Consider the following 21,368-nt stretch of genomic DNA (forward strand, 5'->3'; position numbering starts at 1 on the left):
CGATTATGTCACACCAAACACTGGACGTTCTGATCGTGGAAGATGAGCCGCAACTGGCGACGCTGCACGCAGAGTTCATCGAGAAAAATTTCAACCTGCGGGTGGTGGCCTACGCCGCCACGCTGGCCGAAGCGCGGGCCAAAGCCAACGAGCATCAGCCGCGGCTGATCCTGCTGGACAACTTTCTGCCGGACGGCCAGGGCATCGAGCTGATGGAAGAACCGGCGGTGAAGAACCCCGCCTGTTCGGTGATCTTCATCACCGCCGCCAGCGACATGCATACCTGCAGCCAGGCGATCCGCAACGGCGCCTTCGACTACATCATCAAGCCGGTGTCCTACAAGCGGCTGCGCAATTCGCTCGAGCGCTTCATGCAGTTCGTGCAGACCCAGCGCACCTTCAAAATCATCGATCAGGACAATGTCGATGCGCTGTACAACCTGCAGTCGAAGCAGTTCTCCAGCGAACCGAGCGCCAAAGGCATAGAAACCAACACGCTGGAGCTGGTGCAGGCGCTGTTTATCGCCCAGCCGGCGGTGGCGCATGCGGTGGAAGACGTGGTCGAACAGGTCGGCATCAGCAAAACCACCGCTCGCCGTTATCTGGAATATTGCGTCGCCACCCAGTTCGTGCGGGTGGAGATGCTGTACGGCAATATCGGCCATCCGCGCAGGCTGTATCGCAAGGCCTGAGGCTGCCATCTGGCTGTCATACTAAGGCGATAACATGACGCCCGACGATATCCCCCTCGATATCGGCACCTGTCGTTAAAACTGATGAAATACTGATGACTTTTGCCCGGCCTCTGGTCGGGTTTTTTATTATCCGAACGGCAGGCGCGGCGCCCAAATATCTCTCTGCGCCACACCGTATTATTTCCCCAAAAACCAAACCATTATGGCGAATAATGGCCGTCAATTTTGAGTCACGGGCCAAATTACCATAACTAATTAAAACCTTGATGTAAACCACTAATATCCCATTTAAATGACATTGAGGGTTGTTTCAGATATTCACTGTGTTAGGGTAAAAAGCTCTTTTATTTTGCTAAGGACAGCCCATAACGCTTTAATTAAACCAGAGGAAACAGCAAATTGCATGGCAATTAAACTCGAAGTAAAGAACCTGTATAAGATATTTGGCGAGCACCCGGAACGCGCATTCAAACTGCTGGATAAAGGTCTGACAAAAGATCAGCTGTTTGAAAAAACCGGCTTATCGCTCGGCGTAAAAGACGCCACTCTGGCCATTGAAGAAGGCGAGATATTTGTCATCATGGGGCTCTCCGGTTCCGGCAAGTCCACCCTGGTACGCCTTCTCAATCGTCTGATAGAACCCACCCGCGGTCAGGTGCTGATCGACGGTGAGGACATCGCCAAAATATCCGACACCGCGCTGCGCACCGTGCGGCGAAATAAGATCAGCATGGTATTTCAGTCATTCGCGCTAATGCCGCACATGAATGTTCTGAATAATACCGCCTTTGGCATGGAATTAGCCGGAATGCCGCTGCAGGAACGCCAGGAAAAAGCGCTGGACGCCCTGCGTCAGGTCGGGCTGGAAAATTATTCGCTGTCTTATCCGGATGAATTATCCGGCGGCATGCGTCAGCGCGTGGGATTAGCCCGCGCGATGGCCAATAACCCGGATATATTATTGATGGACGAAGCCTTCTCGGCGCTCGATCCGTTAATTCGCACCGAAATGCAGGATGAGCTGGTGAAATTACAGGCTCAGCATCAGCGCACCATCGTGTTTATTTCCCACGATTTGGACGAAGCGATGCGCATTGGCGATCGCATCGCCATCATGCAGGGCGGCGAGGTGATCCAGGTCGGCACGCCGGACGAGATCCTCAATAATCCGGCCAACGACTACGTGCGCACCTTCTTCCGCGGCGTGGACATCAGTCATGTGTTCAGCGCCAAGGATATCGCCCAGCGGCGTCCGGTGACGCTGATCCGCAAAACCCCCGGTTTTGGCCCCCGTTCGGCGCTGCAGCTGCTGCGCGATGAGGACCGTGATTATGGTTATGTTGTTGAACGCGGGAAGAAATTTATCGGCGTGGTGTCGATAGAGTCGCTGAAAAAGGCGCTGTCCGCCAATCAAACGCTGGACGATGCCCTGCTTGAGGCCCCCGCCGCCGTGCCGGCCGACACGCCGCTCAGCGATCTGATCTCCCTGGTCGCCCAGGCGCCGTGCGCGGTGCCGGTGGTGGGCGAAGAACATAACTATCTCGGCATCATCTCCAAGGCCATGCTGCTGCAGGCGTTGGACAAGGAGGGCTCAGCCAATGAGTGATACCACGCAAACCCAAGATCCCTGGGCTACCGCACCGGCCGATGCCGGCGCGGCCCCCGCTCACGATGCCGCCGCCAACGCCGGCGACGCCTGGTCCAGCGCGCCGCCACCGGCCGCTCATGACGCCGCCGGGCAAGGCGCCGATTGGCTCAGCAGCGCCCCGGCGCAGCCTGAGCACTTCAGCCTGCTTGATCCGTTCCACAAAGCCTGGGTGCCGTTTGATTCCTGGGTCACGCAAGGTATCGACTGGCTGGTGCTGCACTTCCGCCCGCTGTTCCAGGGCATCCGCGTGCCGGTAGACGTGATCCTGAGCGGCTTCCAGCAATTGCTGTTGGGCATGCCGGCGCCGATCGCCATTCTGGTGTTCTCGCTGGTCGCCTGGCAGATCGCGGGCCTCGGCATGGGCGCCGCGACGCTGCTCTCTCTGGTCGCCATCGGCGCCATCGGCGCCTGGTCGCAGGCGATGGTTACGCTGGCGCTGGTGCTGACCGCGCTGTTCTTCTGCATCCTTATCGGCCTGCCGCTCGGCATCTGGCTGGCGCGCAGCAAGCATGCCGCCAAAGTGATTAGGCCGCTGCTCGACGCCATGCAAACCACCCCGGCCTTCGTCTATCTGGTGCCGATCGTCATGCTGTTCGGCATCGGCAACGTGCCGGGCGTGGTGGTGACCATTATCTTCGCGCTGCCGCCGATCGTGCGTCTGACCATTCTTGGCATCAAGCAGGTGCCGGAGGATCTGATCGAGGCCGCCGAATCCTTCGGTGCCAGCCCGCGCCAGCTGCTGTTCAAGGTGCAGCTGCCGCTGGCGATGCCGACCATCATGGCCGGCGTGAACCAGACGCTGATGTTGGCGCTGTCGATGGTCGTCATCGCCTCGATGATCGCCGTCGGCGGTCTGGGCCAGATGGTGCTGCGCGGCATCGGCCGGCTGGATATGGGCCTGGCCGCCATCGGCGGAGTCGGCATCGTGATCCTGGCGATCATTCTCGATCGCCTCACCCAATCGCTGGGGCGCGATCGCCGCAGCAAGGGCATCGGCCGCTGGTACCGTCGCGGCCCCATCGGGCTGTTTACCCGTCCATTTATCAAACAAGCCTGACGCTTTTCCCGCCGGCGGCTGCGGCCCCGGCGGGCCAGGGCACCACCACATCAAAAGAGGGGAAACACTATGCGCAACACGGGCATCTGGGCTCTCGCCCTGACGACACTGATTGGCTCACAGAGCGCCATCGCGGCGGATTTACCCGGCAAGGGGATCGCGGTACAGCCGGTGCAAAGCACCATTTCCGAAGAGACGTTCCAGACGCTGCTGGTCAGCAAGGCGCTGGAAAAACTGGGTTACGACGTGAAGGAACCGCGCGAAGTGGATTACAACGTCGCCTACACCTCCATCGCCTCCGGCGACGCCACCTTTATCGCGGTCAATTGGGATCCGCTGCACGCCGATCAGTACAAGGCCGCCGGCGGCGACGCCAAGTTCTACCGCGAAGGCGTCTACGTCAACGGCGCCGCGCAGGGCTACCTGATCGACAAGAAAACCGCCGAGCAGTACCACATCACCAACGTCGAACAGCTCAAGGATCCCAAGATCGCCAAGCTGTTCGACACCAACGGCGACGGCAAGGCCGATCTGACCGGCTGCACCCCGGGCTGGGGCTGCGAGGCGGTGATCAACCACCACATCAAGGCCTATGGCCTGAGCAATACCGTCGAACACAACCAGGGCAACTACGCGGCGATGATCGCCGACACCATCACCCGCTACAAAGAGGGCAAACCGGTACTGTATTACACCTGGACGCCGTACTGGGTCAGCGATGTGATGGTGCCGGGCCGCGACGTGGTCTGGCTGCAGGTACCATTCTCTTCCTTGCCGGGCGAGCAGAAGAACGTCGATACCAAGCTGCCTAACGGCGCCAACTACGGCTTCCCGGTCAACACCATGCGCATCGCCGCCAACAAGCAGTGGGCCGAAGCCAACCCGGCGGCCGCCAAGCTGTTCGCCATCATGAAGCTGCCGATCGCTGACATCAACGCGCAAAACCTGCGCATGCATGAAGGCCAGGCTTCGGAAGCCGATATCCAGAACCACGTTAACGGCTGGATCAAGGCGCACCAGGCGACCTTCGACGGCTGGGTGAAAACCGCCGCCGAAGCGGCGAAGCCGTAACCGATCGGGGGCGCCGCCTCTGCCGCGCCCCTACCCCGCCAGATCGATGCCGCTGAACTGTAAAAAACGGGCGGCGGCGTTCGACAAGGGCTGCGGCCAGATGCAATACACCTGGCGCCGCGGCCCGTCTTCAATCGGAATCGACACCAGCGCGCTTAAGCGTTGCGCGGTCGAGATCGGTACGATGCCCGCCGCCAACCCGCGCCGCACCAGATTCTCCAGCCATTCGATATGATCGATCTCAAAACTGACGTGCCGGCGGATGCCCGCCGCCTGAAAGGCGCGATCGGTTTGGCGCCGCGCGCCGGTGCCGCTGTAGAAATCCACCAGCGGCACTTCCGCCAGCGCCTGCAGGTTCACCCGCTCGCGGTTGGCCAGCGGATGCTGCGGCGCCACCAGCGCCACCAGTGGCTCATCGGTCAACTGCCGGTGTGACATCGGCAGCAGATCGACATCGCCGGGCCAGATGCCGACGAACGCCATATCGCACTTCTGCTGACGCACATCCTCCAGCAGGGCTTCGCTCATGCCAACGTACAGGCGGATGTTCACCGCCGGATAGTGGCGATGAAACTTGTCGAGTTTTTCGGTCAGATCAATCGCGTTTATGGTTGAAATCGTGCCGATGGTCAGGGTGCCGGACACCGCATCGCCGGCGGCGGTCACCTCCTCCACCAGCGCCTGCTGCGCCGCCAACAGTCGCTGCGCCGAGGGTATGAAAGCCTGGCCGGCGGGGGTCAAGCGCACCCGGCGCGAAGTCCGTTCAAACAGCGTACAGCCCAGCTCTTCTTCCAGTTTGGCGATCTGGTGGCTGAGCGCGGACTGCACCGTATGGCAGCGCTGCGCCGCCCGGGTGAAACTCTGTTCTTCCGCCACCGCCAGCGCATAGCGGATCTGTTTCAGGTTCATGGCATCTATCTTGAAATGAGATAAATCAAATGAAAATTATACATTGGTTTCCGCAGACGCGTTGCCGGATACTGCGCGCTATCTTCTTCCCGTGATGAAAAAAACATGAACCAACAAAACGCCCATCCGGGCCTCAGTCCGGCGCTGACCGTGCTGATTGCCATCGCAACCGGTCTGGCGGTCGCCAGCAACTATTACGCGCAACCGCTGCTGGAAACCATCGCCACCGGTTTCAACCTGTCGGTCAACCAGGCCGGCTTTATCGTCACCGCCGCGCAGCTCGGTTACGCCACCGGCCTGCTGCTGCTGGTGCCGCTCGGCGATATGTTCGAACGCCGCGGCCTGATCGTGTTCATGACGCTGCTGGCCGCCGGGGGCATGCTGATCACCGCCACTTCCGCCACGCTGCCGATGATGATCCTCGGCACCGCGCTCACCGGGCTGTTCTCGGTGGTGGCGCAGATCCTGGTGCCGCTGGCCGCCACGCTGGCCCACCCGGAAAAGCGCGGCAAGACCGTCGGCATCATCATGAGCGGCCTGCTGCTCGGCATCCTGCTTGCACGCACCGTCGCGGGCGCCTTGGCGTCGTTCGGCGGCTGGCGCACCATCTACTGGGTCGCCAGCGTGCTGATGATCCTGATGGCGCTGATCCTGTGGCGCGCGCTGCCGCGCTATAAGCAACACTCCGGGCTGAACTACCCGCAGCTGCTGGCCTCGATCTTCAGCCTCTTCTGCCGCACGCCGCTGCTGCGCACCCGCGCCATTCTCGGCGCGCTGTCGTTCGCCAACTTCAGCGTACTCTGGACCTCAATGGCCTTTCTGCTCGCCGCGCCGCCGTTCAACTATTCCGAAGGGGTGATCGGACTGTTCGGTCTGGTGGGCGCCGCCGGAGCGCTGGCCGCTTCGCGCGCCGGGCATCTGGCGGACAAAGGCAAGGCCGGGTTGACCACCACCGTCGGCCTGGTATTGCTGCTGCTGTCCTGGATACCTATCGCGCTGGCTAAACAATCGCTGTGGGCGCTGATCGCCGGCATCCTGATCCTCGATCTGGCGGTGCAGGCGGTACACGTCACCAACCAGAGCGTGATGTATCGCATCATGCCGGAGGCACGCAACCGCCTGACCGCCGGCTACATGACCAGCTACTTTATCGGCGGCGCCCTCGGTTCGCTGCTCTCCGCGTCCGCCTATCAGCATGCCGGCTGGTACGGCGTGGCCGCCGTCGGAGGGGTGTTATGCCTGCTCAACCTGCTGACCTGGTGGCTCGGCAAGCATCACGATCCGCAGGGGCCGGCGGCAATCTGATTATCGTGCAAATAGTCACTAAAGAAATTTATTAGCGGTGCAGGGTATAAACATTACTTACTCTCTGGTAATGTTCTGGGCATAAACTATTGACGACCTATCTACCCTGCGACCCACAACCATGCAAAGCCAAGCTGCAGACAGCCTTACTCCGCCCGCCGTCAGCGCCACCTTCGCCAACGGCGTCGTCGACAGTTTGCCGATCGTCATCGGGTACGTGCCGGTGGCGTTCGCTTTCGGCCTCAGCGCCGTCAAACTGGGCTTTTCCCCGCTGGAAAGCATTTTCTTCTCCTGCATCATCTACGCCGGCGCCAGCCAGTTCGTGATCACCGCCCTGCTGAGCGCCGGCATGTCGCTGTGGGTCTCCGCGCTGACGGTAATGGCGATGGACGTGCGCCACCTGTTGTATGGCCCGGCGCTGCGTCACCGCATCGTCTCGCGCCTGTCGCCCGGCAAAACGGCGCTGTGGGCCTTTGGCCTGACCGATGAGGTCTTCGCCGCCGCCACCGCCAGGCTGATGCGCAATAACCGCAGCTGGAGCGAAAACTGGATGCTGGGCATCGCGCTCTGTTCCTGGCTCTCCTGGATGGCCGGCACCGCGCTCGGCGCGCTGTTCGGCAACGGCCCGCTGGAGCAGTTCCCGGTGATCGAGGCCTCGCTCGCCTTCATGCTGCCGGCGCTGTTTCTCAGTTTCCTGCTGGCCGCCTTCCGGCGCCCGCAGAGCCTGACCATCGCCGCCGCGCTGGCCGGCGCGCTGCTCGGCGTGGTGCTGTTCTCCATTCCGGTCGCCATTTTGGCCGGCATCGGCGCCGGCTGCGCCGCCGCCCTGTTCCAACCCCCGCACGCGGAGGCCAGCCATGAACACTGATGTGCTGGTGATCGGCCTGGTGGTGGGCTGCGCCAACTACCTGTTCCGTTATCTGCCGCTGCGGCTGGCGCCGGCGCGCGCTCAGCCCGGCATCAAACGCGGCAAAGCCGCCCTGCTGCTCGACAGCATCGGCATCGCCTCCATCTGCGCCCTGCTGGTGGTCTCCAGCACGCCGGTGGTGATGCGCGAACCGGACAAGCTGCTGCCGACGTTAGCGGGGTTCGCCGCGCTGGCGCTGTGCTTCTACCGCAGTAAAAGCATCATTCTGTCGACGCTGCTCGGCGCGACGGCCTTTGGCGTCACATTAAAATTGTTAATGTTTTTCGGCCCTGGCTGACGCCGCCTCCGACCGTTTGGCTTCACACTGGCGTTTTCAGGCGTCACATCTTTACAAACACTGACAAATGACACGAATTGCTAAATTATCCGCACGGCTGAACATTTACATTATTTGTCACCGTCGTTACTATCTCGAACGAAATTAATGAGGCCCTAAATTATGGAAAGCTCGTTTGCCCCCATAGAACAAATGCTGAATTTCCGCGCCACGCGGCAGAAAGATTTCCCTTATCAGGAAATCCTGCTGACCCGTCTGTGCATGCACATGCAAGGCAAGCTGCTGGAAAATCGCAATAAGATGCTGAAAGCGCAGGGGATTAACGAAACACTGTTTATGGCGCTGATTACCCTGGATGCGCAGGAAAGCCACAGCATCCAACCTTCTGAGCTAAGCTCTGCCCTGGGCTCCTCGCGCACCAATGCGACCCGCATCGCCGACGAGCTGGAGAAGCGCGGCTGGATCGAGCGCCGGGAAAGCGACAACGATCGCCGCTGCCTGCATCTGCATCTGACGCCGCAGGGGGAAGAATTTCTCAGTCAACTGCTGCCGCCGCAGCACCAATGTCTGCATTTCCTGTGGTCCACGCTGACCGACGATGAGCAAAAACAGCTGGAACAGCTGACGCGCAAATTGCTGGCACGTCTGGATCAAATGGAAATCACAGAACAGTTACCCTAATTCACAATTTCTGTTCAGGTACCTACTTATGCGATCCCCATTTCACTGGAGATTCACCCCGCTGTTCGCCGTGTTGCTGCTGGCCGGGTGTGCTTCTACCGATAATATTGCCCCGCAATCCACGCTGATGGATCCGCAGAGCCTGCAGTTGGCTCAGCCGAAAGTCAGTTCGCTGGCCGTCAGCCCGCAGTGGTGGCGCGCCCTCAAGGATCCGCAGCTGGACGCCTTGATGACGCAGACGCTGCAAAGTTCGCCGACCCTGCGTCAGGCCGCCGCCCGCGTGCGCGAAGCGCAGAGCGTGGTAGGCGAAGCCAACGCCGCCAACGGGCCGAACCTGGATCTGAACGCCAGCACCCAACGTCAGCGCGTGCCGCAGAACGTCAATATGGGGCTGGGGTATCCGCATAAGCCGATCTATTCAAGCTCCAACTCGCTGGGGTTGAACCTGGCGTACGAGTTCGACTGGTGGGGCAAATACCGCAACCAGGTGAACGCCGCCAAGGCGCAAGTGAACGCAGCGCGCGCCGAGCAGGAACAGGCGGCGCTGACGCTGACCAGCTCGGTGGCGTCCGCCTACTATCAGCTGCAGAGCAATCTCGCGCTCGAGAAGCTGCTGCAGCAGGAAGTGAACAACAACGAGCGCCTGACCGCGCTGCGCCAACAGCGCTATCAGGCCGGCCTAACCGGCGTCGACGTGCCGCAACAAACCCAGGCGCAGTCCGACGTCGCCAAACAGCAGATTCTGCAGCTGCAGTCGCAAATCGAACAGCTCAGACACCAGCTCGCCGCGCTGGCGGGCCAGGGGCCGAACGCCATGCAGCACCTGCGTCAGGTGCCGCTGCCTGCAGACAACCTGATGGCGCCGCAGGGCGAACTGACGGCGGATCTGCTGGGCAAACGCCCGGACATCGCCGCGCAACGCCAGCTGGTGGAGTCTTACAGCCAGCGCGTCAGCGCCGCGCGTAAAGAGTTTTACCCCAGCCTGACCATTTCAGCCTTCGCCGGCCTGATGACCACCAATACCAGTGGCACCAGCCCGAATCTGTTTGAAGCGGCCAGCCAGGCCTGGAACGTGATGCCGGCGATCTCGCTGCCGATCTTCCACGCCGGGGCCCTGCGCAGCAAGCTGGGCGAGGAATCCGCGCTGTATGACGAAGCGGTGGAATCCTACAACCAAACCATCCTGAATGCGGTACAGGAAACCGCCGACGCCATCACCATCCAGCAGAGCTCTGCACAACAGCAGCTGCAGGCGGCGTCCGCGGCCCAGTCGATGCAACAGGTGTATCAGGTCGCCAACGCCCGTTACCAGGCAGGGATTATCGGGCGCGACGATCTGTTGACCAGCCAGACGCAGCTATTGCAGCAGCAACAGGCGGAGTTGAATGCCAGCAGCAATTTACTGCAGGCGAAGATAGGACTGATCCGCGCGTTGGGCGGTGGCTATCAGGCCCCGGCCGCAGCGGATTCGAAAGCATAATAATATAAGGCTTGGAGAACACCATGAGCGCAAGCGCGGAAACCCAAAACCCGCAGCAGCCGAGCGGCAAAAAGAAGCAGCGCAAATTTTGGCTGCTGTTGCTGACGGTTATTTTCATTGTTATAGGGGTGGCTTATTTAGTGTATTGGTTCCTGGTGCTGCGTCATCACCAGGAAACCGACGACGCCTACGTCTCCGGCAACCAGGTGCAGATCATGGCCCAGGTGTCCGGCAGCGTGAACAGCGTCAACTTCGACAACACCGACTACGTCAAGCAGGGCGACGTGCTGCTGACGCTCGATCCGACCGATGCCGAGCAGGCGTTTGAACGCGCCAAAACCGGCCTGGCCAACAGCGTGCGTCAGACCCACCAGCTGATCATCAACAGTAAGCAGTATCAGGCCAACATCGCCTTGCGCAAGACCGATCTGAGCAAGGCCGAGAACGATCTGAAACGTCGCGTGGTGCTGGGCAGCGTTGACGCCATCGGCCGCGAAGAGCTGCAACACGCTCGCGATGCGGTCGACAGCGCCAAAGCCGCGCTGGAAGTGGCGGTGCAGCAATACAACGCCAACCAGGCGATGGTGCTGAACACCCCGCTGGAACAGCAGCCGGCGATCCAGCAAGCCGCCGCGCAGATGCGCGACGCCTGGCTGGCGCTGCAGCGTACCAAAGTGATCAGCCCGATTACCGGCTATGTCTCGCGCCGCAGCGTGCAGGTCGGCGCGCAGATCGCCGCCGGTTCGCCGCTGATGGCGGTAGTGCCGGCCGATCACATCTGGGTTGACGCCAACTTCAAGGAAACGCAAATCGCCAATATGCGCATCGGCCAGCCGGCGACGGTGGTCAGCGACGTCTACGGCGACGACGTGGTGTATCAAGGCAAAGTGGTCGGTATCGACATGGGCACCGGCAGCGCCTTCTCGCTGCTGCCGGCCCAGAACGCCACCGGCAACTGGATCAAGGTGGTGCAACGTCTGCCGGTGCGTATTGAGCTCGACGCCAAGCAGGTGGCCGATCATCCGCTGCGCATCGGTCTTTCGACGCTGGTGACCGTCGACACCGCCAACCTGGACGGCCGCGTGCTGTCTGACGTGGTGCGCGACAAACCGCTGTATCAGAGCGACGCGCTGGCGTTGAATCTGGCGCCGGTTAACCAGCTGATCGCCGACGTGATCCATGCGAACGCCGGCTAAGCGCGCGGGAGGCCATCTTGCCACAGAAACCGCTTGAAGGCGCCCAGCTTGCCTGGATGACGGTCGCGCTCGCCATGGCGACCTTCATGCAGGTGCTGGACTCCACCATCGCCAACGTGGCGATCCCCACCATTGCCGGTAACCTCGGGTCTTCCAACTCGCAGGGCACCTGGGTGATCACCTCGTTCGGCGTGGCGAACGCCATCTCGATCCCGATCACCGGCTGGCTGGCGAAGCGCATCGGCGAAGTGCGGCTGTTCCTCTGGTCCACCGCGCTGTTCGTTCTCGCCTCCTGGCTGTGCGGCATCTCCAACAGCCTCGGCATGCTGATCTTCTTCCGCGTGATCCAGGGCGTGGTGGCCGGGCCGCTGATCCCGCTGTCGCAGAGCCTGTTGCTGAACAACTACCCGCCCGCCAAGCGAGCGATGGCCCTGGCGCTCTGGTCGATGACCGTGATCGTCGCGCCGATCTTCGGGCCAATTCTCGGCGGTTACATCAGCGACAACTACCACTGGGGTTGGATCTTCTTCATCAACATCCCGATCGGCGCCTTCGTTATCCTGGCGGCGATGGCGACGCTGAAGGGGCGAGAAACCAAAACCGAGATCAAGCCGATCGACACCGTCGGCCTGGTGCTGCTGATCGTCGGCATCGGTTCGCTGCAGGTGATGCTCGATCAGGGCAAGGAGCTGGACTGGTTCAACTCGACCGAGATCATCACCCTGACCGTCGTGGCGGTCGTGGCGCTGCTGTTCCTGGTGGTCTGGGAACTGACGGACGATCATCCGGTGGTGGATTTGTCGCTGTTCAAGTCGCGCAACTTTACCATCGGCTGTCTGTGCATCAGCCTGGCGTACATGCTGTATTTTGGCGCCATCGTTCTGCTGCCGCAGCTGCTGCAAGAGGTGTACGGCTATACCGCCACCTGGGCGGGGCTGGCGTCGGCGCCGGTCGGGCTGATCCCGGTGCTGCTGTCGCCGATCATCGGTAAGTTCGGCAACCGGCTCGACATGCGCAAGCTGGTGACTTTCAGCTTCATCATGTATGCCGTGTGCTTCTACTGGCGCGCCTATACGTTTGAACCGGGCATGGACTTCGGCGCTTCGGCCTGGCCGCAGTTCGTTCAAGGTTTCGCCATCGCCTGCTTCTTCATGCCGTTGACCACCATCACGCTGTCCGGCCTGCCGCCGGAACGCATGGCGGCGGCATCGAGCCTGTCGAACTTTACGCGAACCCTGGCAGGGTCGATCGGCACCTCTATCACCACCACCCTGTGGACGCAGCGCGAATCGCAGCATCACGCGCAGCTGACGGAGTTCGTCAACCCGTACAATCCGCAGTCGCAGGAGATGTACCGGCAGCTCGAGCAGCTCGGCATGAGCAAGCAGCAGGCGTCGGCCTACATCGCCAACGAGATCACGGCACAGGGGCTGATCATCTCCGCCAACGAGATTTTCTGGCTGTCGGCCGGGGTATTCCTGGTGCTGCTGGCGCTGGTGTGGGTAGCGAAACCGCCATTCAGCTCCGGCGGCGGCGGGGGCGGTGGCGCTCACTAAGCTTCAATAAACGAAACGGGCGCCCTGAGGCGCCCGTTTTTTTATTCGATGTAATGAAAATCACGCCTGATTCTGACGCCACCAGTCCGCCAGCAGAATGCCGGTCGCCACGGAAACATTCAGGCTTTCTACCTTGCCGGTGCCGCCGATAGACACGTTCATATCGCCCTGCTGCCAAGCGCTGTCGCTGAGGCCGTCGCGCTCCTGGCCAAGCACCAGCACCATCTTGGCCGGCAGCTTGGCCTGCGCCAGCGCGGTGCCTTTGTGGCTGGAGGTGGTGACGATGGTGTAACCCGCCTTGCGGAAGGTATCCAGCACCGACAGGAAATCATCGGCGTTGATCGCCTTGATGTGCTCCGCGCCGCCTTCTGCGGTACGCACCGCCGCGCCGGATTCCAGCAACGCCGGATCCTGCAGCAGCACGCCGTTGACGCCGAAGTGGGCGCACGAACGGACGATGGCGCCCAGGTTATGCGGGTTGCCGACTTCTTCCAGCGCCAATACGCAGTCGGTCGCCGGCGCAGTTTTCAGGTAGGTCTGCGCATCCAGGCCCTGACGCTTTTTGATCAGGAAGCAGACGCCGCCGTGGTGCTCGGTGCCGGAAGCCTTGGCCAGCTCTTCCTCATCCACCACGTGGTAGGCTTTGCGGTTAGCCGCCATCCAGCGCAGCGCTTCACGAAAGCGCGGCGTGACCGACTGCACGAACCAGGCGCGCACGATCGCTTCCGGACGGCTGGCGAACAGCGCCTGACAGGCGTTCTCACCGTAAACGCGGGTTTCTTCCGCGCGCTGGCGGCGCAGCTGTTCCGGATCGATAAAGCTTTTGCCGCTGATGCCGCCGTGATCGAACGCCGGCTCTTCACTCGGCGCGCGCGACACGGTTCTCCACGGCGACTCGTTGCCGCCGCGATCTTCAGAGCGCGCCGGACGGCGAGGACGATCGCTTTCACTGCGGCGGGAATCGGCTCCGCGACGGTCATTGCCGCCGCGCGCCTTGTTTTGACCGGTGCGGCCCGAGCGCGCACCGTCAGCCGGACGGCCTTTGCCGGCCGGACGTTTATTCTTGTTGCGGTCGTCGCCGTTGTCGTCGTCGCTGCGGACGTACATCACTTTGACCTTACCGTTCTTGCCACTAAATGAATCGTTCATTGTCTTCTCCACCAACGCGCAGGGCGCGAAGATTACCTGATGTTGGTGCATGAAGCCACCAACTTGCGCTAAAAGCTCCCAACTATCACATCCATTGAACAAACCTCATTGTTCATGCGCCGGGTTTTGCCGATAATCGTCAGCATTAAAGAAACATCTCCGCAACCGCGTTGCGGGGACCCGGCTTTCTCAGTACCCGAGGTCAACATGAATACAGTTTGTGCAGCTTGCAATGCCACCAACCGTGTGCCGGAAGAACGTCTGGCGGACAACGCGAAATGCGGCCGCTGCGGCCATGAGCTCTTCGACGGTGAAGTGATCAACGCCACCGCCGCCACGCTGGACCAGTTGCTGCAGGACGATCTGCCGGTCGTGGTCGATTTTTGGGCGCCGTGGTGCGGCCCGTGCCGCAGCTTTGCGCCGATCTTTGAAGACGTGGCCGAAGAGCGCGCCGGCAAAGTGCGCTTCGTGAAAGTGAACACCGAAGCCGAGCCGGAACTGAGCGCACGTTTCCGCATCCGCAGCATCCCGACCATCATGGTGTTCCGTCAGGGCAAGATGGTCGACATGCTCAACGGCGCGATGCCGAAGGCGCCGTTTGACAACTGGCTCAACGAGTTAGTGTGATTCGGCAAGTATAGGCCGTATCCCGCCATCGCGCGCGAACGCGCCCCGATCGAGCCCGCCCCTCCCGGCGGGCTTTTTTCTGCGTTACAATAGCGGTTTTTCCCCAGGATCGTTATGACCGACAACGCCGTACTTCGCCTGCGCCAATTCCGTTTAGACCGCGCCACCCGCCCCTTTCTGGCGCGCGGTTGCCGGGTGGCGCGTTGTCAGGGGTGCCTGCTGCCGCATAAGAACTGCCTGTGCGACACCATTCGCCCGCAGCAGGCCGGCAGCCGTTTCTGCCTGATCATGTTCGGCGCCGAGCCGCTCAAGCCCAGCAACACCGGGCGCCTGATCGCCGATATCCTGCCGGACACCCAGGCGTTCCTCTGGTCGCGTACCGAGGTCGATCCCGCTCTGCTGGCGGCCATCAACGATCCGACACGGCAGCCTTACGTGGTGTTCCCCGCGTCCTACGCCGACGCCGAGCGGCCGGTGTTCAGCGAACTGCCCGTCGGCGGCAAACCGCCGCTGTTCATCATGCTGGACGGCACCTGGGCGGAAGCGCGCAAAATGTTCCGTAAAAGCCCGTATCTCAATCAATTCCCGGTGTTTTCACTCAACGTCGACGCCGCATCGGCCTACCAGCTGCGCGAAGCCAGCCGCGCCGAGCAACACTGCACGGCGGAAGTGGCCGCCGCCCTGCTGCAACAGGCGGGCGATATGCCGGCCGCCGACGGATTGAATCAGCATTTCCGCTATTTCCGTCAACAGTATCTGGCGGGAAAACCGACCCGACCGGAGGCACCGGTCACAGCAATGCAGCCATAAAGCGCCTAAAATCAGGCGTAACGTTGCCAAAAGGAGCCGTGCATGAGCCAGCGAGGGTTAGAAGCGCTACTACGTCCCAAATCGATCGCCGTGCTGGGCGCTTCGCAGCAGCCGGGCCGCGCCGGCAACCTGATGATGAGCAACCTGCTGGCCGGCGGTTTCGGCGGGCCCATCTTGCCGGTGACGCCGCGCTACAAGGCGGTATGCGGCGTCATGGCCTATCCCGACGTCGCCAGCCTGCCGCTGACGCCGGATCTGGCGATCATCTGCACCCACGCCAGCCGTAATCTGGCGCTGATTGAAGCGCTGGGCCAACGCGGCTGCAAAACCGCCATCGTGCTCTCTTCGCCGCCGGAACAGTTCGCCGAGCTCAAAGCCTGCGCGCAGCGTTACGCCATGCGGCTGCTGGGCCCCAACAGTCTGGGGCTGCTGGCGCCGTGGCAAGGCATCAACGCCAGCTTCTCGCCGGTGCCGATCCAAAAGGGCAAGCTGGCGTTTATCTCGCAGTCCGCCGCCGTCGCCAACACCATTCTCGACTGGGCGCAGCAGCGCGAAGTCGGCTTCTCCTATTTCATCGCGCTGGGCGACAGCCTGGATATCGACGTCGACGACCTGCTCGACTTTTTGGCGCGCGACAGCAAGACCAGCGCCATCCTGCTGTATCTGGAAAACATCAGCGATGCGCGGCGCTTTCTCTCCGCCTCGCGCAGCGCCTCGCGCAACAAGCCCATTCTGGTGATCAAAAGCGGCCGTAGCCAACAGGCGCAATTACTGCTCAACAGCCAACTGGGGCTGGACGCCGCCTATGACGCCGCCATCCAGCGCGCCGGCCTGCTGCGCGTCCAGGATACCCATGAGCTGTTCTCGGCGGTGGAAACCCTCAGCCATATGCATCCGCTGCGCGGCGAACGGCTGATGATCGTCAGCAATGGGGCGGCGCCGGCGGCGATGGCCTTGGACGAACTGCTCGGCCGCAACGGCAAGCTGGCGACGCTGAGCGAGGAGAGCCTGGCGACGCTGAGCGACGCGCTGCCGGACTTCATTCGCGCCGGCAACCCGCTCGACCTGCGCGACGACGCCACGCCGCAGCGTTATCTGGCGGCTCTCGAAGCGCTGCTCGACAGCCACGACTATGACGCGCTGCTGCTGATCCACGCGCCGAGCGCGGCTGCGCCCGGCACTGCCACGGCGCAGCGGCTGATCGACGCGCTGCATCGCCATGCGCGCGGCAAGCGCATCACGCTGCTGACCAACTGGTGCGGCGAATACTCTTCGCAAGAGGCACGCCGGCTGTTTACCGAGGCCGCCATTCCGACTTACCGCACGCCGGAAGGCGCTGTGACCGCTTTTATGCATATGGTGGAATACCGCCGCAACCAGAAGCAGCTGAAGGAGACGCCGGCGCTGCCGGTCGGCCTGACCGCCAATACCGCCGACGCTCACCGCCTGATCCATCAGGCGCTGGCCGAAGGCGCCACCCAGTTGGATACCCACGAGGTGCAATCCATTCTGCAGGCTTATGACCTGAGCACCCTGCCGACCTGGATCGCCGAAGACAGCGCCGAAGCGGTGCACATCGCCGAGCAGATCGGCTACCCGGTAGCGCTGAAGCTGCGCTCGCCGGATATCCCGCACAAGTCGGAAGTTCAGGGCGTGATGCTCTACCTGCGCACCGCGACCGAAGTGCAGCGCGCGGCGGAGGCGATCCTCGACCGCGTGAAGCGTACCTATCCTCAGGCGCGCATCCACGGCCTGTTGGTGCAGAGCATGGCCAACCGCGCCGGCGCCCAGGAGCTGCGCATCGCCGTGGAGCAGGATGCCATTTTCGGCCCGTTGATCATGCTGGGTGAAGGCGGCGTAGAGTGGCGCCAGGAAAATCAGGTCGCGGTCGCGCTGCCGCCGTTGAATATGGCGCTGGCGCGTTATCTGGTGCTGCAGGCGGTGAAAGGCGGCAAGATCCGCGGGCGCAGCGCACTGCGGCCTTTAGATATCCCCGGGCTGAGCCGCTTGCTGGTGCAGGTTTCCAACCTGATCCTTGACTGCCCTGAGATCGCCCGGCTGGATATTCACCCGGTGCTGGCTTCCGGCAGCGAGTTCACCCTGCTGGACGTTTCGATGCAGCTCGCACCGTTCAGCGGCGATCCGCAGGCGCGGCTGGCGATTCGGCCTTATCCGCATGAGCTGGAAGAGACCATCGCGCTGAAAGACGGCAGCCAATGCCTGTTCCGCCCTATCCTGCCGGAAGACGAGCCGGCGCTGAAGCATTTCATCGACCGGGTGACCAAGGAAGACCTCTATTATCGCTACTTCAGCGAGATCAACGAGTTTACCCATGACGATTTGGCCAACATGACGCAGATCGACTACGATCGGGAAATGGCCTTTGTGGCGGTGCGGGCAGACGAGATTATCGGCGTGACCCGCGCGCTGTCCGATCCGGACAACACCGACGCCGAATTCGCCGTGCTGGTACGTTCCGACCTAAAAGGCGTGGGGCTCGGCCGCCAGCTGCTGGAGAAAATGATCGCCTATGCGCGCGCGCATGGCCTGACCCGCCTGAGCGGTATCACCATGCCGAATAACCGCGGCATGATCGCGCTGGCGCAGCGGTTGGGCTTTGGCATCGAGGTGCAGCTTGAGGACGGCATCGTCAATCTGACGCTGCCGCTGCAGGCCGACGACGCGCAGTGACCTGCGTCGCAATGCGCTACGAATCCACCACTTAACGCCAAAACATACGCACAATCGAGGCAACTAATGGTATTATCGCCCGATTATTCGGTTTATTGTTTTTAAGTCTGTGGCGTTCCGGCCATCAATCATGAGAGAAGAAGCGCACTGTGATGTTGTCAAAATTTAAACGTAGCAAACATCAACAACACCTTGCACAACTGCCCAAACTCCCCCAGACGGTTGCTGATGTTCGTACTCTGTACGCGCCGTCCGACTTTCGCGCCACGCTGCTGGATTCCATCGCCAACGCCACCCAACGTATCTATCTGGTGGCTCTGTATCTGGAGCATGACGACGCCGGGCGTGAGATCCTCAACGCGCTGTATCAAGCCAAGCAGCGGCGGCCCGAGCTGGAAATCTGCGTGCTGGTCGACTGGCACCGCGCACAGCGCGGGCGCATCGGCGCCGCCGCCGCCAATACCAACGCCGACTGGTACTGCGCCATGGCCAGCCAGCATCCGGAACAGTCGGTGCCGATCTACGGCGTGCCGGTCAATACTCGCGAAGCGCTGGGCGTATTGCATCTGAAAGGTTTTGTGGTCGACGATACCGTTATCTACAGCGGCGCCAGCATCAACGACGTCTATCTGCATCAGCATGAGAAATACCGTTACGATCGCTACCAGTTGATCGCCAACGGCGTGCTGGCCGATACCCTGATCGATTACATCAAGCAGCATCTGCTCACCGCCGGCGCCGTACAACGCCTGGATCGCAGCGATCGGCCGAAAAGCCCGGAGATCAAAAACGAAACCCGTCTGTTCCGTTTCGCCCTACGCCGCGCCGGTTACCACTTCCGCGGCAAAGCCGGCAACGATGAGCTGGCGGTGACGCCGATGGTTGGGCTAGGCAAACAAAGCGTGCTGAATAAAACCATTCATCACCTGATGTCATGCACCGACCAGAAACTGACGCTGTGCACCCCCTATTTCAACCTGCCGGCGCTGCTGGTGCGCAACATCATTTATCTGCTGCGACAAGGCAAGCAGGTAGAAATCATCGTCGGCGATAAAACCGCCAACGATTTCTATATTCCGGAAGACCAGCCGTTCAAAATCATCGGCGCGCTGCCCTACCTGTATGAGATCAACCTGCGCCGCTTCCTGAGCCGGTTGCAGCGTTACATCGACACCGGCCAACTGATCGTGCGTTTGTGGAAGGATGGCGATAACAGCTATCACCTGAAAGGCATGTGGGTAGACGAAGAGTGGCAGCTGATTACCGGCAATAACCTCAACCCGCGCGCCTGGCGGCTGGATCTGGAAAACGCCATTCTGATCCACGATCCCAAGCAAGAGCTGCGCGAGCAACGGCAGAAAGAGCTGGAATGCATCCGTACTCATACCACTGTAGTCGGCCATTATCAGGAACTGCAAAGCATTCAGCAGTATCCGATCAAGGTGCGTAAGCTGATTCGGCGTCTGCGCCGTATCCGTATCGATCGGCTGATCAGCCGTATCCTGTAAGCGGTATGCTGACCCCGGCCAAGGCCGGGGTTTTTATTACAGCTGTATCTCCTTGCCTTTGCGATGCAACCGGAGCGAGACCAGCAGCGCCAGCAGGCACATGCCGGAGACATACCAGAAGAAAGCGTTCTCCACGCCAAACGATTTAAGCGACAGCGCGACATATTCCGCCGAGCCGCCGAACATGGCGTTCGCCACCGCATAAGACAAGCCCACCCCTAAAGCACGTACCTCCGGCGGGAACATTTCGGCTTTAAGCAGCCCGCTGATCGCGGTGTAAAAACTGATGATGAACAGCGCCAGCACGATCAGGCCAAACGCCATATAAGGATTACTCACCTCTTTCAGAGCGAACAGGATCGGCACCGTCAACACCGTGGCAAAGGCCGAGAAGATCAACATCGAGCTGCGACGGCCGATTTTGTCCGAAAACGCGCCTACCGCAGGCTGCAGCAGCATAAAGACGAACAGCGCGACGGTCATGATGGCGCTGGCCAGCTTGGCGTCCATACCGGCGGTATTCACCAGATATTTCTGCATGTAGGTGGTGAAGGTGTAGAAGGTCAGCGAACCGGCGGCGGTAAAGCCCAGCACCATCAGGAACGCCTTGCGATTTTTCCACAGGCCCGTCAGCGAACCGGCATCTTTGTGGTTACGCGTCTTCGCATCGGAGGTTTCATTCAGCGAACGGCGCAGGTACAGCGCAACTACCGCCAACACGGCCCCCAGGGCAAACGGAATGCGCCATCCCCAGGCTTTCAGCTCTTCGGCGGGCAATATCTGCTGCAGGATCACCAGGACCAGCAACGCCAACAGTTGCCCGCCGATCAGCGTCACGTACTGGAACGAGGCGTAAAAGCCGCGTCGCCCCTTGATCGCCACCTCGCTCATATAGGTCGCGCTGGTGCCGTATTCTCCCCCTACCGACAGCCCCTGGAACAGGCGGGCGATCAGCAGCAACGCCGGCGCCCAGCTGCCGATCGATTCATACGTCGGCAGGCAGGCGATCACCAGCGATCCGGCGCACATCATGCAGACTGAAAGCAGCATGGAGTTTTTTCGGCCATGCTTGTCGGCAATATAGCCGAACAGCCAACCGCCGATAGGTCGCATAAAGAAGCCGGCGGCGAAAACACCAGCGGTTTGCAGCAGCTGCGTGGTGCTGTTGCCCGCTGGAAAGAACGAGGCGGCAAAATAAATGGAACAGAAGGAGTAAACGTAAAAATCAAACCACTCCACCAGATTGCCTGATGAAGCCCCGACGATAGCGAAAATGCGTTTCTTGTTATCCAGCGCCCCCTGTTCGACGCCGTGCTCATCCCCAAGAGCCGATGTTGTTTCTGTCATGATGTATTCTCCGAGCCATAACAATGATGAAATTTGGCTTCCTGCCGCCCTGGTTGTTACTTTATTGTTATTTATAAGTTAACAGCCAAACTTAATAGCGGACGAAGAATATCTGACATTCAGAGAAACAATGCGTTGGTTTTGTGATGAATATTAAACAGTACGATGAAAGCTGAAGCGGATTACAACGGGGATTTTCCATTTTACGCACAGCAAAAATCCCTGAACGTCAGTTCAGGGCTTTCGGCTTTATTTGATGCCTGGCAGTGTCCTACACAATTCGTCTCATCCTGAGACTCTCCCCTCCGGGGCCGCCGCACGCGGCGTTAAGGCCCGTTCCCGACGGGCCTTTCGCATGCCCATGCTCGAGCAGAACGCCAGATAACAGACAAAACAAAAAGCCCCATGCTTTCGCATGAGGCTTTTTGCTTTG

At 60.9% G+C, this 21,368-nt stretch carries 18 protein-coding genes; 15 read left to right on the forward strand and 3 right to left on the reverse strand.

The window, feature by feature from the left end; translation table 11 throughout:
* Positions 1 to 5: 5 nt before the first annotated feature.
* The 4 genes from ACP3TA_RS25105 to proX all read left to right on the forward strand — a co-directional run bounded on the left by ACP3TA_RS25105 (position 6) and on the right by proX (position 4,471).
* Positions 6 to 692 carry a response regulator gene (locus tag ACP3TA_RS25105; protein ID WP_033644157.1) on the forward strand — a complete coding sequence of 229 codons (687 nt, stop codon included), beginning with the start codon at positions 6 to 8 and terminating at the stop codon, positions 690 to 692.
* 406 nt (positions 693 to 1,098) lie between these two features.
* Positions 1,099 to 2,301, forward strand: a complete 1,203-nt coding sequence (gene proV, locus ACP3TA_RS25110; protein ID WP_033644158.1) for a glycine betaine/L-proline ABC transporter ATP-binding protein ProV — start codon at positions 1,099 to 1,101, stop codon at positions 2,299 to 2,301.
* On the forward strand, positions 2,294 to 3,400 hold the full coding sequence (gene proW, locus ACP3TA_RS25115) for a glycine betaine/L-proline ABC transporter permease ProW (protein WP_033644159.1): 1,107 nt from the start codon (positions 2,294 to 2,296) through the stop codon (positions 3,398 to 3,400). The genes proV and proW overlap by 8 nt, the downstream gene beginning before the upstream one ends.
* Before the next feature lie 69 nt (positions 3,401 to 3,469).
* A complete protein-coding gene (gene proX / locus ACP3TA_RS25120; RefSeq protein ID WP_129993507.1) occupies positions 3,470 to 4,471 on the forward strand; it encodes a glycine betaine/L-proline ABC transporter substrate-binding protein ProX in 1,002 nt (333 codons plus the stop codon).
* Positions 4,472 to 4,501: 30 nt separating this feature from the next.
* Here the strand turns inward: proX and ACP3TA_RS25125 are convergent, their stop codons facing one another.
* Entirely contained in the window at positions 4,502 to 5,380 is an 879-nt protein-coding gene (locus tag ACP3TA_RS25125) for a LysR family transcriptional regulator (RefSeq protein WP_042785250.1), read from the reverse strand.
* A 105-nt stretch (positions 5,381 to 5,485) separates the two neighbouring features.
* Here ACP3TA_RS25125 and ACP3TA_RS25130 point away from each other — a divergent pair, with 105 nt between their 5' ends.
* The 7 genes from ACP3TA_RS25130 to emrB all read left to right on the forward strand — a co-directional run bounded on the left by ACP3TA_RS25130 (position 5,486) and on the right by emrB (position 12,803).
* Entirely contained in the window at positions 5,486 to 6,685 is a 1,200-nt protein-coding gene (locus ACP3TA_RS25130; protein WP_033644162.1) for an MFS transporter, read from the forward strand.
* Positions 6,686 to 6,806: 121 nt separating this feature from the next.
* Entirely contained in the window at positions 6,807 to 7,553 is a 747-nt protein-coding gene (locus ACP3TA_RS25135) for an AzlC family ABC transporter permease (protein ID WP_426784477.1), read from the forward strand.
* Positions 7,543 to 7,890: an L-valine transporter subunit YgaH gene (gene ygaH / locus ACP3TA_RS25140; protein ID WP_033644164.1), complete on the forward strand. Its 348-nt coding sequence runs from the start codon at positions 7,543 to 7,545 to the stop codon at positions 7,888 to 7,890. The genes ACP3TA_RS25135 and ygaH overlap by 11 nt, the downstream gene beginning before the upstream one ends.
* Positions 7,891 to 8,052: 162 nt before the next feature.
* Positions 8,053 to 8,571: a transcriptional repressor MprA gene (mprA, locus tag ACP3TA_RS25145; protein ID WP_004928879.1), complete on the forward strand. Its 519-nt coding sequence runs from the start codon at positions 8,053 to 8,055 to the stop codon at positions 8,569 to 8,571.
* A gap of 28 nt (positions 8,572 to 8,599) precedes the next feature.
* Entirely contained in the window at positions 8,600 to 10,051 is a 1,452-nt protein-coding gene (locus tag ACP3TA_RS25150) for an efflux transporter outer membrane subunit (protein WP_033644165.1), read from the forward strand.
* A 23-nt stretch (positions 10,052 to 10,074) separates the two neighbouring features.
* The gene (gene emrA, locus ACP3TA_RS25155; protein WP_016929855.1) at positions 10,075 to 11,247 is read left to right on the forward strand and encodes a multidrug efflux MFS transporter periplasmic adaptor subunit EmrA; all 1,173 of its coding nucleotides are present in this window, start codon (positions 10,075 to 10,077) and stop codon (positions 11,245 to 11,247) included.
* A 17-nt stretch (positions 11,248 to 11,264) separates the two neighbouring features.
* On the forward strand, positions 11,265 to 12,803 hold the full coding sequence (gene emrB / locus ACP3TA_RS25160) for a multidrug efflux MFS transporter permease subunit EmrB (RefSeq protein ID WP_033644166.1): 1,539 nt from the start codon (positions 11,265 to 11,267) through the stop codon (positions 12,801 to 12,803).
* 60 nt (positions 12,804 to 12,863) lie between these two features.
* On the opposite strand, the gene ACP3TA_RS25165 is transcribed toward emrB, so the two are convergent.
* Positions 12,864 to 13,952, reverse strand: coding sequence for a tRNA/rRNA methyltransferase (locus tag ACP3TA_RS25165; protein WP_426784478.1), 1,089 nt, complete (start codon positions 13,950 to 13,952; stop codon positions 12,864 to 12,866).
* A gap of 207 nt (positions 13,953 to 14,159) precedes the next feature.
* Between ACP3TA_RS25165 and trxC the strand changes: the two genes are divergently transcribed.
* The 4 genes from trxC (at position 14,160) to pssA (ending at position 19,588) form a co-directional block, all read left to right on the forward strand.
* Positions 14,160 to 14,579, forward strand: coding sequence for a thioredoxin TrxC (gene trxC / locus ACP3TA_RS25170; protein WP_004928868.1), 420 nt, complete (start codon positions 14,160 to 14,162; stop codon positions 14,577 to 14,579).
* A 114-nt stretch (positions 14,580 to 14,693) separates the two neighbouring features.
* Entirely contained in the window at positions 14,694 to 15,389 is a 696-nt protein-coding gene (locus tag ACP3TA_RS25175) for a tRNA-uridine aminocarboxypropyltransferase (RefSeq protein WP_163966759.1), read from the forward strand.
* Between the two features lie 42 nt (positions 15,390 to 15,431).
* Positions 15,432 to 18,080 carry a bifunctional acetate--CoA ligase family protein/GNAT family N-acetyltransferase gene (locus ACP3TA_RS25180; protein ID WP_033644169.1) on the forward strand — a complete coding sequence of 883 codons (2,649 nt, stop codon included), beginning with the start codon at positions 15,432 to 15,434 and terminating at the stop codon, positions 18,078 to 18,080.
* Positions 18,081 to 18,232: 152 nt separating this feature from the next.
* Entirely contained in the window at positions 18,233 to 19,588 is a 1,356-nt protein-coding gene (gene pssA / locus ACP3TA_RS25185; RefSeq protein ID WP_033651624.1) for a CDP-diacylglycerol--serine O-phosphatidyltransferase, read from the forward strand.
* A gap of 36 nt (positions 19,589 to 19,624) precedes the next feature.
* Here pssA and ACP3TA_RS25190 read toward each other — a convergent pair whose 3' ends face one another.
* On the reverse strand, positions 19,625 to 20,935 hold the full coding sequence (locus ACP3TA_RS25190) for an MFS family transporter (protein ID WP_033644171.1): 1,311 nt from the start codon (positions 20,933 to 20,935) through the stop codon (positions 19,625 to 19,627).
* Between the last annotated feature and the right edge of the window lie 433 nt (positions 20,936 to 21,368).

It is taken from the genome of Serratia sp. 2C06 (genome assembly GCF_050037615.1).
Classification (GTDB): Bacteria; Pseudomonadota; Gammaproteobacteria; order Enterobacterales; family Enterobacteriaceae; genus Serratia; species Serratia ureilytica.